The 14,972-nt window shown below is 74.7% G+C and carries 14 protein-coding genes; 11 read left to right on the forward strand and 3 right to left on the reverse strand.

Features of this window, described 5'->3' with window-relative positions:
- Positions 1–97 precede the first annotated feature (97 nt).
- Entirely contained in the window at positions 98–271 is a 174-nt protein-coding gene (locus ACWCRA_RS03165) for a hypothetical protein (protein ID WP_351553005.1), read from the forward strand.
- Positions 272–364: 93 nt separating this feature from the next.
- Here ACWCRA_RS03165 and ACWCRA_RS03170 read toward each other — a convergent pair whose 3' ends face one another.
- Positions 365–1,774, reverse strand: a complete 1,410-nt coding sequence (locus ACWCRA_RS03170; RefSeq protein ID WP_451066741.1) for a lipase maturation factor family protein — start codon at positions 1,772–1,774, stop codon at positions 365–367.
- Positions 1,752–2,390 (reverse strand): DUF1990 family protein, encoded by a 639-nt coding sequence (locus ACWCRA_RS03175; protein WP_351552922.1) that lies wholly within the window; start codon positions 2,388–2,390, stop codon positions 1,752–1,754. The genes ACWCRA_RS03170 and ACWCRA_RS03175 overlap by 23 nt, the downstream gene beginning before the upstream one ends.
- A gap of 201 nt (positions 2,391–2,591) precedes the next feature.
- Between ACWCRA_RS03175 and ACWCRA_RS03180 the strand changes: the two genes are divergently transcribed.
- From ACWCRA_RS03180 to ACWCRA_RS03210, 7 genes are all read left to right on the forward strand, one after another.
- The gene (locus ACWCRA_RS03180; RefSeq protein WP_451066742.1) at positions 2,592–3,839 is read left to right on the forward strand and encodes a DUF6777 domain-containing protein; all 1,248 of its coding nucleotides are present in this window, start codon (positions 2,592–2,594) and stop codon (positions 3,837–3,839) included.
- 68 nt (positions 3,840–3,907) lie between these two features.
- A complete protein-coding gene (locus tag ACWCRA_RS03185) occupies positions 3,908–6,004 on the forward strand; it encodes a SpoIIE family protein phosphatase (RefSeq protein ID WP_451066743.1) in 2,097 nt (698 codons plus the stop codon).
- Positions 6,005–6,163: 159 nt separating this feature from the next.
- Positions 6,164–7,531 carry a wax ester/triacylglycerol synthase family O-acyltransferase gene (locus ACWCRA_RS03190; RefSeq protein ID WP_451066744.1) on the forward strand — a complete coding sequence of 456 codons (1,368 nt, stop codon included), beginning with the start codon at positions 6,164–6,166 and terminating at the stop codon, positions 7,529–7,531.
- A 215-nt stretch (positions 7,532–7,746) separates the two neighbouring features.
- Positions 7,747–8,793 (forward strand): aldo/keto reductase, encoded by a 1,047-nt coding sequence (locus tag ACWCRA_RS03195; RefSeq protein WP_451066745.1) that lies wholly within the window; start codon positions 7,747–7,749, stop codon positions 8,791–8,793.
- On the forward strand, positions 8,790–9,101 hold the full coding sequence (locus tag ACWCRA_RS03200; protein WP_351552907.1) for an L-rhamnose mutarotase: 312 nt from the start codon (positions 8,790–8,792) through the stop codon (positions 9,099–9,101). Before ACWCRA_RS03195 ends, ACWCRA_RS03200 begins: the two co-directional genes overlap by 4 nt.
- 3 nt (positions 9,102–9,104) lie before the next feature.
- Entirely contained in the window at positions 9,105–9,980 is an 876-nt protein-coding gene (locus ACWCRA_RS03205; protein WP_351552904.1) for an amidohydrolase family protein, read from the forward strand.
- Positions 9,981–10,017: 37 nt separating this feature from the next.
- A complete protein-coding gene (locus ACWCRA_RS03210; RefSeq protein ID WP_351552901.1) occupies positions 10,018–10,890 on the forward strand; it encodes an Fpg/Nei family DNA glycosylase in 873 nt (290 codons plus the stop codon).
- Positions 10,891–10,914: 24 nt separating this feature from the next.
- On the opposite strand, the gene ACWCRA_RS03215 is transcribed toward ACWCRA_RS03210, so the two are convergent.
- On the reverse strand, positions 10,915–11,601 hold the full coding sequence (locus tag ACWCRA_RS03215) for an HAD family hydrolase (protein ID WP_351552898.1): 687 nt from the start codon (positions 11,599–11,601) through the stop codon (positions 10,915–10,917).
- A 599-nt stretch (positions 11,602–12,200) separates the two neighbouring features.
- Between ACWCRA_RS03215 and ACWCRA_RS03220 the strand changes: the two genes are divergently transcribed.
- From ACWCRA_RS03220 to ACWCRA_RS03230, 3 genes are all read left to right on the forward strand, one after another.
- Entirely contained in the window at positions 12,201–12,563 is a 363-nt protein-coding gene (locus ACWCRA_RS03220; protein WP_351552895.1) for a hypothetical protein, read from the forward strand.
- Between the two features lie 151 nt (positions 12,564–12,714).
- On the forward strand, positions 12,715–13,314 hold the full coding sequence (locus tag ACWCRA_RS03225; RefSeq protein WP_351552892.1) for a carbonic anhydrase: 600 nt from the start codon (positions 12,715–12,717) through the stop codon (positions 13,312–13,314).
- Between the two features lie 8 nt (positions 13,315–13,322).
- Positions 13,323–14,882, forward strand: a complete 1,560-nt coding sequence (locus ACWCRA_RS03230) for a SulP family inorganic anion transporter (protein WP_451066746.1) — start codon at positions 13,323–13,325, stop codon at positions 14,880–14,882.
- Positions 14,883–14,972 lie beyond the last annotated feature (90 nt).

Below are 14,972 nucleotides of genomic sequence, written 5' to 3' on the forward strand. Positions count from 1 at the left end.
GGACACGTCTGCAACCAGGCTGCGGTCCCGCCCGAGAGCCGGCGCCACCGCGACCGAACCGCCCCTGTCCCAGTTACGCGACACAGAGGAGTGCGCGGTGACCACTGAAGTGAAGAAGCCCGACCAAGGACTGCCGGAACGTATCCGCGAGCGGACCCGCCGGCCCGATGAACTGGGCAGCCTGGAGGTCTGGGCCCGCTCGGCACCGATCCGCCTCGCGGGGTACGAGGAAGACCTCGCCGAGCCGCACATCCTGCAGGGCGTCGACTGACCGCCCCGCGGGCCGCGGGACCCACAGCCCCCTCCGTCATCACAGGGCCGCGGAGGGGGCTCGCCCGTGCCGCCGCCCCGGGGAACCGGCGGCTCAGCGGCCCAGCCGGGTCGGGCGCAGATACTCCCGTACGAAACGCCGCTCCCACCAGGCCCCCGTGGCCCTCAGCTCCCGCCAGGTCGTGAAGCGGTAGCGGTACAGCCGGGCCCGGACATGGACGGGCGGCGCGCCGGGAAAGGGGTTGTGCCCCAGCAGCCGCAGGGTGTCCCGGTCGCCGGTCAGCAGCCGCTCCACGAACGGGCCGAACCAGGACCGGGCGTACGCGGGGGAGAGCGCCGCGAACCACATCATCCAGTCCAGCCGCAGATGGTACGGGGCGAACTGGCGCGGCAGCCGCCGCACATCCGTCGGCTTGCCCCGGAAGCCGTACTCCCGCCAGACGGTGCCCTCGTGGAGCCGGGTCTCCCGGGTGCCCTCCACCACCACCTCCATCCGCACCCGTCCCACCGTGCCGAACGCGCCGTAGGCGTTGACCAGGTGGAGTGGATCATACGAGCGGTTCATCGCCTGCCGCCGGGAGAACAGATTGCGCGCCGGGCGGTAACTCAGCGCCAGCAGGCCCCCGGTGACGGCGATCACCAGGACCTCGTACCAGAGCGGGGCCGGGGGCTGTGCGGGCGGCCGGGCGAGGAGCGAGCCGTCCACGGCGCTCAGCGCGAGGGCGATGGTCAGCCAGTTCAGCCAGGAGAAGTTGCCGGAGAGCACCAGCCACAGCTGGGTCAGCGCGATCGCCCCGGCGGCGGCGCTCGCGACCGGCTGCGGGGTGAACAGCAGCACGGGCAGCAGCAGTTGCACCGTGTGGCTGGCGGCCGCCTCCAGCCGGTGCGCCGGCCGGGGCAGCCGGTGGAAGAACCAGCTCAGCGGCCCCGGCATCGGCTGGGTCTCGTGGTGGTAGTACAGACAGGTCAGATCGCGCCAGCAGCGATCCCCGCGGATCTTGATCAGCCCCGCGCCCAGCTCCACCCGGAGGAGCACCCAGCGCAGCAGCAGAAGCACGAGGACCGGTGGCGCGGTCCGCTCATTGCCGAGGAAGACCGCGAGGAAGCCCGTCTCCAGCAGCAGCGACTCCCAGCCGAAGCCGTACCAGGTCTGGCCGACATTGACGATCGACAGATACAGCACCCACAGCACGGCCCACCAGGCCATCGCCACCGCCAGGGGCAGCCGGTCCGCCGCTCCCGCCACCAGGGCCGCCGACAGTGCCGCGCCCGTCCAGGAGACCAGGGCGAACAGCCCGTCCGAGTAGCGCAGGTGGAACAGGCTCGGGGCGTCGCGGAACCGCACCCGGCGCAGCAGCTCGGGCGCCGGGAGCATGCCCCGCTCGCCGATCAGCGCCCGGAACTGGAGCGCGGCGGTGAGGAAGGCGACCAGATAGACGGCGGCCAGGGCCCGCTGGAAGACCAGCCGGCTCAGCCAGTAGTCACCGTCGGCGAACCACTCCATCCCCTTCAGTATCGGGGCGGACGGCCAGCCGCCGCAGGGTGCGGCCGAGCAGCCGGGCGTACGCGTGCTGGAGCGGGGGGACGAGCGGCCCGGCCAGCCGGGTGTACCAGAGCCCCGGCCGGCTGAAGGCCGTCACCGTGAACCAGACCGAGCCGTCGTCGCGGAGGTCCACGACGAACGACTCCTCGCCGCACTCGGGGTGCCCGGGGAGCGTGCCGTAGGCGAACCCCGTGCGGTGCGGCTCCCGGGCCACCCACACCACCTCGCACACCCCGGCGAAGCGCAGCGGGCGCCGGCCGGCCGACACCTCGACCCGCGCACCGGGCCGGGCCCCGGCCGAACCGCTCCGCAGCCGGGCGCCGCTCGCGCGGTGCATCCGCCAGTCGAGCACGGCGGCCCCCGCCGCCTCGAAGACCTCACGGCCCCGCCCGATCCGGGTGGTCCGGTGCAGATGGCGGTAGCCCCGGGGCAGCGGGCCCAGCAGGGTGGCGCCGACCTCGGGGTAGCTGAAGGTGCGCCGGACGGGCGCGGGCCGTCCGGCGGGCGCGCGGCCGGACGCCGTGCTCCCGGCCGCCCGTCTCCCCGCCCTCGCGATCAGGTTGACCAGCACGGACATCGGCCGCCACCCCCGTCTTTGAACATGTTCAACTTTCCGGGCTCTGAGCGTACGCACTCCCGGGGACGCGTTCAAGTGGCGGGCGGCCCGGGAGTCCGGCAGAAATTGAGGCACCGAAGCAGGGTGCGCGGGCGGCAGGCAGTGCGGCGGGGCACCCGGCGGAGGGCACACCGGAGCAGGGTGAGAAGGCGGGAGAGGTACGTGCGTCCCAATCGCCGTCGCGGGTCCGCGACGCGTCAGCGCTGGTCCCCGACGAGTCCATGGCCGACGCCGCGCGGCGGCTGGCCGCTGGCCGTCGCGCTGACCGCGGGCATCTGTCTCGCGCCCCTGCTCGCCGGGTGCGGCGCGGAGGACCCGCTCCCCAGGGCCGCCCCCGACGAGGAGGTGCTCCTCCAGCCGGCCGCCGCCCGGGGCCCCGACCCGTACACCGTCTCGACCGTACGGGACCTCTCCGCGCCCGCGCCCCGGCCGCCGGACCCGAAGGCCGGCGCGCGCGGGGCGCCGCTGCGCGGTCAGACCCTGCGCACCGTCTCGGGCGCCACCCCCGGCCTCTACGGCGGGATCGAGGCCATCGGGAACTGCGACGCCGTGCGGCAGCTCTCGCTGCTGCGCGACGCCCCGGCCGCGGCCCGCGCCTTCGCCCGGGGCGCGGGGGTCGCCGAGGCCGGACTCGCCGGGTTCCTGCGCGGGCTGACCCCCGTGGTGCTGCGCACCGACACCCGGGTGACCGCGCACGGCTACCGGGACGGCGCGGACACCGCCCGGCAGGCCGTGCTCCAGGCGGGCACCGCCGTCCTGGTCGACGAGCGCGGCGCCCCCCGGGTCCGGTGCGCGGGCGGCAGTCCGCTGAGGCCGCCGGTCGCCGCCCGGGGAGCGGTGATCCACCAGGGCACCCCCTGGGCCGGATACACGCCCGAGCGGTCCGTGGTGATCGAGCCCGCCGAGCGGGCCGTGGGGCGGCTGGCGATCGTCGATGTGGCCGACCGCAGCTGGATCGACCGGCGGACCGGGAGCGACGGGGAGCAGGACAGCCGGCCGGCGGTGCTCCCGCCGGACTCCCCGGACTCCCTGGAGGAGCTGTTCGCCTACCCTCCGGCCCCCGGCCCCGGCGAATCCCCGGACACCAACCGGGAGACCCCGGAGTCCTCCGCGCCGTCCGTTCCCGCTCCGCCGGCCGTGCCGGAACCGCCGGCTCCGGCACCGGCGGACGACGGGGACGGCGCGGACGGCCTCCCGGAGGGCGAGCCGCTGCCGCTCGACGCGGGCGACGACGGGTCCGGCGGTGACGGGCTGCTTCCGCTCGACGGCGACCACGGCGGCGGCTCCGGCGGCGGTCTGCTCCCGCCGGACGACGACGATCTGATCCTGCCCGACGCCGAGGAGCCGGTCCCCGATGAGGAGCCGGTGCCCGATGAGGAGCCGGCCGGCTCCGACACCTTCGCGGGCTGAGGGCCGGGCGCGGGACCGGCCCGGGACCGACAGTCGAAGAATCCGACAAATGATGACAGAGTGGCTCCATGGTTGAGCGGGCAGCGGGGGCCCTGTCGCTTCCCGACGACTGGCCGGCGAGCCCCGAGACGAGCCTCGCCCTCACCCGCATGGGCAGCTTCGACTGGGATCTGGCCAGCGGGCTGTGCCATCTGGACCCGGCCGCGCTCGATGTGCTCGGGCTGCGTCCGGAGGAGTACGACGGCCGCCGGGAGAGCCTCACCGCCCGGATGCCGCCCGACGAGGCCGCCCGGCTGGACGCCAAGGTCGCCACGGCCCTCAAGGACGGCAGCGAGCACTACGGCGTCTACTTCCGCTTCCGCCGCTCCGACGCCACTCTGTGCTGGACCCACACCCAGGGCCGTGTCCTCCGGGACGGCACCGGCCGCCCGCTGCGGATCGTCGGCATCGTCCGGGACGCCACGGAGGAGCTGGCCGACTCCGCCGCGCGGATGGAGGCCGACGCCGTCCGCAGGCGCCGGACCAGCGTGGTCGAGTCCACCACCGCCGCCCTCGCCCACGCCCGGACCGTGCAGGACGTCATCGACGTGCTGCGCGACGTCCACGGCCTGGAGCACTTCGGCGCCGCGAGCCTGGTCCTCGGGCTGCTGGAGACGGGCGGCAGAATCCACCTGGTCGCGGAGGGCCCCCAGGAGGCCTTCATCCCCGGCACCCGCTGGACCCATGTCGACGACGCCTACCCCATGAGCGAGGTGGTGCGGACCCTCGCACCGCGCTTCATCGAGTCCCGCGGGGACTTCGCCGAGTCCTATCCGCTGCTCTGGCCGCATCTGGAGGGGCTCGGCATCCGGGCCGCCGCCTATCTGCCGCTGATCGCCCAGGCCCGGCCGATCGGGGCGCTCGGCCTCCTCTACAGCGACCGGAACGGCTTCAGCGACGAGGAGCGCAATGTCCTCGTCGCCCTCGGCAGCAGCATCGCGCAGAGCGTCCAGCGCGCCGTCCTCTACGACCAGGAGCACGACATCGCCGAGGGGCTCCAGCAGGCGATGCTGCCGCGCCGCATCCCCGAGGTGCCCGGGGCGCAGATCGCGGTGCGCTACCGCTCGGCGCGGATGGGCCGGGACATCGGCGGCGACTGGTACGACGTCATCCCGCTGCCCGGCGGCCGGGTCGGCGCGGTCATCGGCGACGTCCAGGGCCATGACACCGACGCGGCGGCGGTGATGGGGCAGCTGCGGATCGTCCTGCGGGCGTACGCGGCCGAGGGCCACACCCCGGCGACCGTGATGGCACGCGCCTCGGTCTTCCTCCATGAACTCGACACCGACCGCTTCGCCACCTGCATGTACGCCGAGGCCGACCTCTCGACAGGGGTGGTGCAGGTGGTACGGGCCGGTCATGTCGACCCGCTGCTGAGGGACACCGACGGGAGCTGCCGCCGGGTGCCGGTGGACGGCGGGCTGCCGCTGGGGCTCTCGGCGGAGTTCGGCCGGCTGGAGTACCCCGTCTCCACGGTGGAGCTGGACCCGGGGCAGACGCTGCTGCTCTTCACCGACGGGCTGGTGGAACAGCCGGGCGCCGACCTCGACGACGGGATGCAGCTGCTGACCTCGCTGGTGCGCGGCGGCCCGCGCGACCTCCAGCGGCTGGCGGACCATCTGTGCGAGGTCGTGGACGACCGGGGCGGCGACGATGACGTGGCGATCCTGCTGCTGCGCCGCCGGGGCGCGTTCACCCCGCAGACGGGCGGCCGGCTCCAGCAGCACGTCTCCCAGAACGACCCCGAGGCGCTGGTCTCCGCCCGGCACATGGTCCGCGCGGCGGTCCGGGCCTGGGGCGCGGGGGAGCGGGCCGACGACATCGAGCTGGCCGCCGACGAACTGATCACCAACGCGCTGCTGCACACGGACGGCGGGGCGATCGTGACGGCCCGGGTGCTCTCGGGGCCGGAGCGGCGGCTCCGCGTCGAGGTGGAGGACCGCTCCAGCGCGCTGCCGAGGCGGCGGGACGCGGGTGAGTCCGGAGTCACCGGGCGGGGGCTGCTGCTGGTGGACCGGCTGGCGGACACCTGGGGTGTGGAGTCGCGCGGCACCGGCAAGTGTGTGTGGTGCGAGTTCCAGGTGGTGGCCGGACCGGGCGGCGGCGGCCCCCGCCCGGACGGCTGAAGCCCTCCACCGGTCACGCTCCGTGGAATGATCGTACGTGACCGTAATCGAGCGCAGGCGATTGACTGCTCCGGTACGGTCCTGATCCCTCCCGGCGGCCCGCCCCCGGGCCGCGCACCCCGGACAGGTTCCGGATCACTCCCCGAACATGAGGACACCGTGAGCAGCGAGCTACTCGCCCCCCTGGACCTGGCGTTCTGGCAGCTGGAGTCCACCGGGCACCCGATGCACCTCGGCGCCCTCGCCCTCTTCGCCCCCGCCCCGGCGTCCGCGGGCGCCCCCGCCCCGGACGGCGACGCGGTCCTGGAGCTGCTCGCCGCCCGCGCCGCCGCCGTCCGCCGGCTCAGGATGCGGGTGCGCGACGTGCTGCTGCCGGTCGGCGGCGCGGTCTGGGCCGTCGACCAGGATTTCGACGTCACCCGGCATGTCCACCGGCTCCGCCTCCCCGGGGGCGATGTCACCGCCGAGGCCGTCGCGCTCGCCGGGGAACTCATGGAGCGCCCGCTCGAACGGGGCCTGCCGCCCTGGGAGATGTTCCTCCTCACCGGCGCCCCGGACGGCCCCTTCGCGGTGCTCGTCAAGCTCCACCACGCCCTCGCCGACGGGATGCGCGCGGTCGCGATCGGCGCGGGCATCTTCGACGAGATCGCCGCACCGCCCGGTGCGCGGACCGCCGCGCGTCCCCGCCGGCCCGGGCCCGCGCCCGGGCGGATGTGGTCCCCCGACCCCCGCCGGCTCATCGGCTTCGCCCGCGACCGCATCGACGGCCTCGGGCGCGCCGTCGGCGTCGGCGCGTCCGTCGTCCGGGCCAGCCGGCTCGACCCGCGCGGACTGCCCGCCCTGACCGCGGCCCCCAGCGGCACCCGCAGACTCGGCACCGCCGTGCTCGACCTGGAGGACGTACGGCACATCCGCAGGGCGGCCGGCGGCACGGCCAACGACGTCCTCCTCGCGATCGTGGCGGGCGCGCTGCGGCGCTGGGCGGAGCAGCGCGGTGAGCCCCTGCCCGCGGCGGGCCCCCGCGCCCTGGTCCCCGTCTCGCGGCGCCGCCCCGGCGGCCCGCCCGGCTCGGCCAACCGGCTCTCCGCCTATCTGCTGGAGCTGCCGGTCGCCGAGCCCGACCCGCTCGCCCGGCTGCGCGCCGTACGGACGGCGATGGACCGCAACAAGGCGGCCGGCCCGCTGCGCGGCGCCGGGGCCCTCGCCGTGCTCGCCGATCAACTGCCTCCGCTGGCGCACCGCTTCGGCACCCCGCTCGCCTCCGGCGCCGCGCGGATGCTCTTCGACATCGTGGTCACCAGCGTCCCGCTGCCCCGTTCCGCCCTCTCGCTGGGCGGCTGCCCGCTGAGCGCGCTCTATCCGATGGCGCCCCTGGCCCGGGGCCAGGCGCTGGCGGTGGCGCTGACGACCTACGGGGGCCGGGTGCAGGTGGGGCTGGTCGCCGACGGCAAGGCGGTGCCGGATCTCGACCGGCTCGCCGCCGGGGTGCGCGAGGAGACCGCCGAACTGCTGGCGCTGACCCGCTGACCCGCCGACCACGGAGCCCGCCGCCCGCTGTCACCCCCGGGCCGCCCGGGGACGCGCGATCCCGGCCGGAAACGACCGGCGGACCGCGCGTCCGGTGAACCCGCGCCGGGCATCGGGCGTACAGAGAGGTGGACGAGCGCACGGACGGTCCCGGGCGGCCCGGGGCCGCGCGTCCCCCCGATCACCCGGACACGGCCCGCGGAAGGCGGTTCCGCATGAGAAGGCGCAGGCTCGGACGGAGCACGGTCGAGATCACCGAACTCGCCTTCGGCGGCGCCGGCATCGGCAATCTCCACCGCCCGGTGTCCGACGAGGACGCCGCGGCGGCCGTCGACGCGGCCTGGGAGTGCGGCGTCCGCACCTTCGACACCGCGCCCCACTACGGCCTCGGGCTCTCCGAGCACCGGCTCGGGCGCGCCCTGCGCTCCCGGCCCCGCGACGCGTACACCCTCTCCACCAAGGCCGGCCGGCTGCTCGAACCCGTCCCGCCCGGCGGCGACGACCTCGCCCAGGGCTTCGCCGTGCCCGCCACGCACCGCCGGGTCTGGGACTTCAGCGTTGACGGGGTGCTCCGCAGCGTCGAGGAGAGCCTGCGGCGGCTCGGGCTCGACCGGATCGACATCGTCTATCTGCACGACCCCGACGACCACGGGGACGACGCCTTCCGGTACGGCTACCCGGCGCTGGAGCGGCTGCGCGCCGAAGGCGTCGTCGGGGCCATCGGCGCGGGCATGAACCAGACCGCGATGCTCACCCGCTTCCTCCGCGACACCGACGCCGACGCCGTGCTCTGCGCCGGACGCCACACCCTGCTCGACGGGAGCGCCCTGGCGGAACTGCTCCCCGAGGCACGGGCGCGCGGCCGGAGCGTCGTCGTCGGCGGGGTCTTCAACTCCGGACTGCTCGCCGATCCGCGCCCCGGCGCGACCTACGACTACGCGCCCGCGCCCCCGGATCTGATCGCCCGCGCCCAGCGCCTCCAGACGGTCACCGAGCGCCACGGGGTGCCGCTGCGCGCCGCCGCGCTGCGCTACTCCCTCGCCCATCCGGCCGTCGCGGGCGCCCTGGTCGGCGTCCGCTCCGCCCACGAGATACGGGACGCGGCGCACCGGCTGCGCACGCCCGTACCGCCCGCGCTCTGGGCGGACCTGCGCGCCGAAGGGCTCCTTCCGGAGCCGCCCCGGACCTCCGGGGCCACGTGGGTCCCGGGGACCTTCCGGGACCATGAGCAACGGGACCACGAAGAAGGGGAGAGCCGATGAGAGTCGCCCTGCACACCAGGGTCCGCCCCGACCGCGTCGACGCCTACGAGGAGGCCCACCGCGAGGTCCCCCCGGAGCTGACCCGCGCGATCCGCGCCGCCGGTGCCACCTCGTGGACCATCTGGCGCAGCGGCACCGACCTCTTCCACCTCCTGGAGTGCGCGGACTATCCGCTGCTCCTCGCCTCCCTGGAGCGGCTCCCGGTCAATGTCGCCTGGCAGGCCCGGATGGCCGGTCTGCTGGCCACCCCGCACGACTACTCGCCGGAGGGCGCGGGCGCGCCCCTGCCCGTCGTCTGGGAGCTGTGAGCCGTGACGATCATCGACGCCCACCACCATGTGTGGGACCTCGCCGTCCGCGACCAGGAGTGGATCACCGGTCCCGCCATGGAACCGATCCGCCGCACCTTCTCCCTCGCCGATCTGGCGCCCGCGGCCCGGGCGGCCGGGGTGCGCGCCACCGTACTGGTCCAGACGGTCACCGACCCGGCGGAGACCCCCGAACTCCTCGCCGCCGCCCACCGCGACGAGCTGGTCGCGGGTGTCGTCGGCTGGGCCGACCTCACCCGCCCCGATATCGCCGACACCCTGGCCCGGCTGCGCGAGCTTCCCGGCGGCGACCGGCTCGTCGGCATCCGCCACCAGGTCCAGGGCGAACCGGACCCGAACTGGCTGCTCCGCCCCGACGTCCAGCGGGGCCTGGCCGCCGTCGCCGCCGCCGGACTCGTCTACGACCTGGTGGTGCTGCCGTCCCAGCTCCTCACGGCCGCCGAGGCCGTCAGCCGCCGGCCCGGTCTGACCTTTGTCCTCGACCACCTCGGCAAGCCGCCCATCGCGGCGAAGGAACGCGAACCCTGGGCGAGCCGGGTCCGTGCCCTCGCCGCCCGCGAGAACACCGTCTGCAAGCTCTCCGGCCTGGTCACCGAGGCCGACTGGGCCTCCTGGACCACCGATGACCTGCGCCCGTACGCCGAGACCGCCGTCGAGGCCTTCGGCCCCCGGCGGCTGATGTTCGGCTCGGACTGGCCGGTCTGTCTGCTCGCCGCCGACTACTCCGAGGTCGCCGCCGCCGCCCGCGATCTCGTCGGGCAGCTCGGCGCGGACGACCGCCGGGAGGTCTTCGAGACCACCGCGACCCGTGTCTACGGACTGCGCCCGCCCGGGGCCACGGACGCGGCGGGCCGGTGAACCTGCGCCGCCGCCGGTGCTGCGGCACCCTGGACGCATGCCGGAACTGCCCGAAGTGGAATCGCTGAGAGAGTTTCTCGACACCCATCTCGTGGGAGAGGAGATCGTCCGGGTGCTGCCCCTGGCGATCAGTGTGCTGAAGACCTACGACCCGCCGCTGAGCGCCGTCGAGGGCCGGGAGGTCACCGCGGTGGCCCGGTACGGCAAGTGGCTGGACCTCACCGCGGGCGACGGACCCGGCCGGCTCCATCTGGTCGTGCACCTGGCCCGCGCGGGCTGGCTGCGCTGGCGGGACGAGATCCCGGACACCCCGCCGCGCCCCGGCAAGGGGCCGCTCGCGCTGCGGGTCCGCCTCGCGTCGGGCGGCGGCTTCGACCTCACCGAGGCCGGCACCACCAAACGTCTCGCCGTCCATCTCGTCCGCGACCCGGCCGAGGTCCCCGGCATCGCCCGGCTCGGCCCCGACCCGCTGGCCGGCGACTTCGACCGGGCGGCCTTCGCCGCGCTCATCGCCGGGGAGCGGCGCCGGATCAAGGGCGCGCTGCGCGACCAGAGCCTGATCGCCGGTATCGGCAACGCCTACAGCGACGAGATCCTGCACGCCGCGAAGATGTCGCCGTTCAAGCCGGTGCACAACCTCGGGGAGGACGAGATCACCGGTCTGTACGAGGCGCTGCGCGCCACACTCACCGAGGCCGTCGAGCGGTCCCGGGGAGTGGCCGCCGGGCGGCTCAAGGCGGAGAAGAAGAGCGGGCTGCGGGTGCACGGCCGCACCGGCGAGCCGTGCCCGGTCTGCGGCGACACCATCCGCGAGGTCTCGTTCAGCGATTCCTCGCTCCAGTACTGCCCCACCTGCCAGACCGGCGGCAAACCGCTCGCGGACCGCCGGCTCTCCCGGCTGCTGAAGTAGCGGCGGCCCGCTCCCGGTGCGCCGTCAGCGCGCGACGCCGCAGAGTGCCCGGCTGCGCGCCCAGACGAGCAGGGCGCTGTCCTCCAGGGAGCGCACCCAGTGGTCGGCCATGGCCAGGCTCTCCCGGTCGGGCCGGCTGCCGACCCCCAGGACCCGCAGCCCGGCGCGGACGGCCGAGCGGATGCCGCAGAGGGAGTCCTCCACGGCCAGGCAGTCCGACGGTTCGGCCCCGAAGGCCGCCGCGGCGCTCAGATAGACATCGGGGTGGGGTTTGGGACGCATCTGCTCCTCCGGCACGATCACATGCGAGAAGTGCTGGAGCAGCCCGGCCGTCTCGAGGCAGTCCTCCACGACATCGCGGGGGCAGTTGCTCGCGACCGCGAGGGGCGCGAACTCGGCCGCGTGAGCCACCATTTCGGAGGCCCCGGGTGTGGTGACCGGGTCATCGGCGACCAGCGACCGGAAGCCCCGGAGCAGTTTTTCGGTCATCTCCGGGGCCAGTTCGGGGCGGCCGGCGGTGACCGCCATCAACTCGCCGCACTCCGCGTAGTGCACACCCTTCGACAACGCGGCGAACTCGTCGTCCGGAACCACTCCGTATTCACGGAGCACCAGATCCCGGGCGCCCTCCCAATGGCGCTCGCTGTCCATCAGCGTGCCGTCGCAGTCGAAAACGACGGCCGCCGGGGTCCACGGAAAGATTTCTGACATGTTTCTGCCTTCCTGAGGCGATGGGGACGTGTCCGGTCCGGGCTTCCGCGCAGGCTGAGAGGAGCGCGCTGCGGGCACGGGGCTACCGACTCGTACCGCAGGAAGAGTTGTCCTCGCGTGGCAGTGCGGCAGGCCGGCCATTCGCCGGGGTCGACCGCGTATTGACGCACTGCACGACGTGAGCAGGGCCGGACGGGAAACCAGCGAAATCCACCGTAATTTTCTTCGGGTGTATAAGTCAATGAATTTGGATTAAGCGATACGAGATGTATGAATTATGTATATGCTAATAATTCTCGAATTCTCGGCCGATGTGCGAGGATACGCAAACATGGTCGTGGAATGTACCATCGAATGACATTGTTCTGAGCCCCGCCGGCAGGGCCGGGACGAGCCTTCGGGGTCGTTGTGGCCGCGCGCCGGGGCGGGGGGAGCGCGCCAAGCGGTGGAATTCAAGCCTCCATGCCGCGGACACATGTCGTTAACCCGGCAAACATCTGAGCTGCTTAGCGTATTGCCCGGTCGGGGCGCCGCCGCGCCGATCGACGGGAAAGGCGCCGACGGGAGGACGGTCGGCGAGAACCGCCGAAGGGAGGCGCATGATCCGGGGCACCACGGCACGGAACCGCTCCGGCCTTCTCGCCGCCCTGCTGATCGCCCTTCTGCTCGTCCTCCCCGCCGCGGCACCGGCACAGGCGCTCCCCGCGCAACCGCCCGCCGCGGCGGAAGCCGCCGGCTGCGCGGAGGGGGAGCGCCTCAAGGAAGGCACCTCGCCCCAGCGGGCCCGGGACCGGCACCGCGCGGGCGAGCCCGGAGCCGGGCCGCCACCGCGACCCGCCGGCGGCACGGTCACCCCCGCCGCCCTGGAGCGGTCCGCGCGGGCCGCCGCCGAGGCCCTGCCGCGCCGCGCCAGACCGCCGGCCGGCCCCGGACCCGCCGTACTCCAGGTCTTCCGCTGCTGAGCGGACCGACGGGCACGCACGCGAACGGCACCCCCGACGGGCCCCCGAGGCTCCGCCGGCGCCCCCACGGACCGGTGTCACGCGTCCGCGCTGCCCCGTTCGCTCCCCACGCACACCGACGCGCCCCCACGGCGCGCCAGGAGGAACCGACATGCAGCCCTTCATCGACCATGCCCGCTCCTTCGGCCGGCGGTCCGCCGTCCGCTCCGGCGAACTCGCCGCGCTCGCCGACGGCCAGTGGCCCCAGGCCCTCTTCATCACCTGCTCCGACTCCCGGGTCATCCCCTCGCTGATCACCGGGGCCCGGCCGGGCGAACTCTTCGAACTCCGCACCGCCGGCAACATCGTTCCGCCCCACACCCCCGGCAGGCCGACCTCAGAGGCCGCCACCGTCGAGTACGCGGTGGATGTGCTCGGCGTCCAGGACATCGTCGTCTGCGGCCACTCCCACTGCGGAGCGGTCGGCGCCCTGGCGCGCGGTGAGGACCTCACCACCGTCCCCGCCGTCCGCGACTGGCTCGCCCACAGCGCCCCCGAGGTCCCCGGCTCCACCGGCGCCTCCGACGACCCGGCCGTCACCTCGGCCGTACAGCACCATGTGCTCACCCAGTTGATCCGGCTGCGCTCCTACCCCTGTGTGGCCCGGCGCGCGGAGAGCGGGGCGCTGCGGCTGCACGGCTGGTACTACGAGGTGCACACCGGCGCCGTGCTCGCCCACCGCCCGCACGCCAACGCCTTCACCCCGCTGTGAGCGGCACCGTGAGGAAATTCCCGCACGCGCGGCAGGACTTCGCCGCCTCGCTCGTCGTCTTCCTCGTCGCCCTGCCGCTCTGTGTGGGGGTCGCCGTCGCCTCGGGTGTCCCCGCCGAACTGGGGCTGATCACCGGCATCGTGGGCGGCATCGTCGCCGGCCTGCTGCCCGGGAGCAGCCTCCAGGTCTCCGGGCCCGCCGCCGGTCTGACGGTGCTGGTCTTCGAGGCCGTACGGGAGCACGGGCTGCCCATGCTCGGTGTCATCGTGCTCGCCGCCGGGCTGCTGCAACTCCTCATGGGAGCCCTGCGGCTCGGCCGCTGGTTCCGGGCGATCTCCGTCTCCGTCGTCGAGGGCATGCTCGCCGGCATCGGGCTGGTGATCATCGCGGGCCAGCTGTACGCCGCCGCCGGGCTCACCGCCCCCGCCTCCGGGCTCGGGAAGATCACCGGACTGCCCTCGGCCGCCGTCGACGCCGCCGGCAGCGCCACCGCCCTGACCTCGCTGGCCATGGGGGCCGCCACCATCGCCGTCATCGTGCTGTGGAAGCGGCTGCCCCGGCGGGCGCGGGCGGTCCCCGGGGCGCTCGCCGCGGTGGTCCTGGCGACCCTCGCCGTCTGGCTGTTCGACCTCCCGGTCGCCACCGTCGAGATCCAGGGGCTGCTGAACGCCGTATCCGTCCCGGGCGCCGACGCGTTCGGCGGGCTGCTCGGTGTCGGAGTCCTCGGCACCGTGCTGGCCTTCACCCTGATCGCCTCCGCCGAGAGCCTCTTCAGCGCCGCCGCCGTGGACCGGCTGCACAACGGGCCGCGCACCCGCTACGACCAGGAGCTGATGGCCCAGGGCGCGGGGAACGCGGTGTGCGGGCTGCTCGGCGCCCTGCCGATGACCGCGGTCATCGTGCGCAGCTCGGCCAATGTGGAGGCGGGCGCCAGGACCCGGGCCTCCCGGGTCCTGCACGGCGTCTGGCTGCTGCTCTTCGCGGCACTGCTGCCGGGCGCGCTCGCCCTGATCCCGCTGCCCGCGCTCGCCGGCATCCTGATCCACGCGGGGTGGAAGCTGCTGCCGCTGGGGCGGTTCGCGCGGCTGTGGCGCGAACACCGGGGCGAGGCGCTGATCCTGGCGGCCACCTCCGTGTCGATCGTCGTGGTGAACATGTTCGAGGGGGTGCTGATCGGCCTGGCGCTGGCGGTCGCCAAGACCGCCTGGGAGGCGTCCCATGTGCGGCTCCGGGTCACCGGCGACGAGCCGGGTCCCGCGGTGGTCCGGCTCGACGGCAACGCCACCTTCCTGCGGCTGCCGAGGATTCTCGACAGCCTGGAGGCGATCCCGCACGGCCGTGCCGTGGAGCTGGATCTGAGCGGGCTGCACCATCTGGACCACGCCTGCCGGGCGGCCCTGGAGAGCTGGGCCGCCCGGCACAGCGCCACCGCGCCCGAGACGGTGAGGGTCACCGGCGCGGCGGAGGGGGAGTGGCCGGACGCGGGCCCGGGCCCGGGCCCGGAATCGGATGAGGACGCGGAGGACGCCGGGCGCAAGGTGCTCGTACCGGCGGCGGACCGCTCCTGAGCCGTCCGGCCCCCGCCCCGCCCTCGCGCCGGGGCGGGGGCCGCGGACCCCGCGCGACCGATGGTGCGCTCCCCGCCCCCGCTCTAGACT

The sequence above is a fragment of the Streptomyces sp. NPDC001889 genome, from assembly GCF_053594535.1.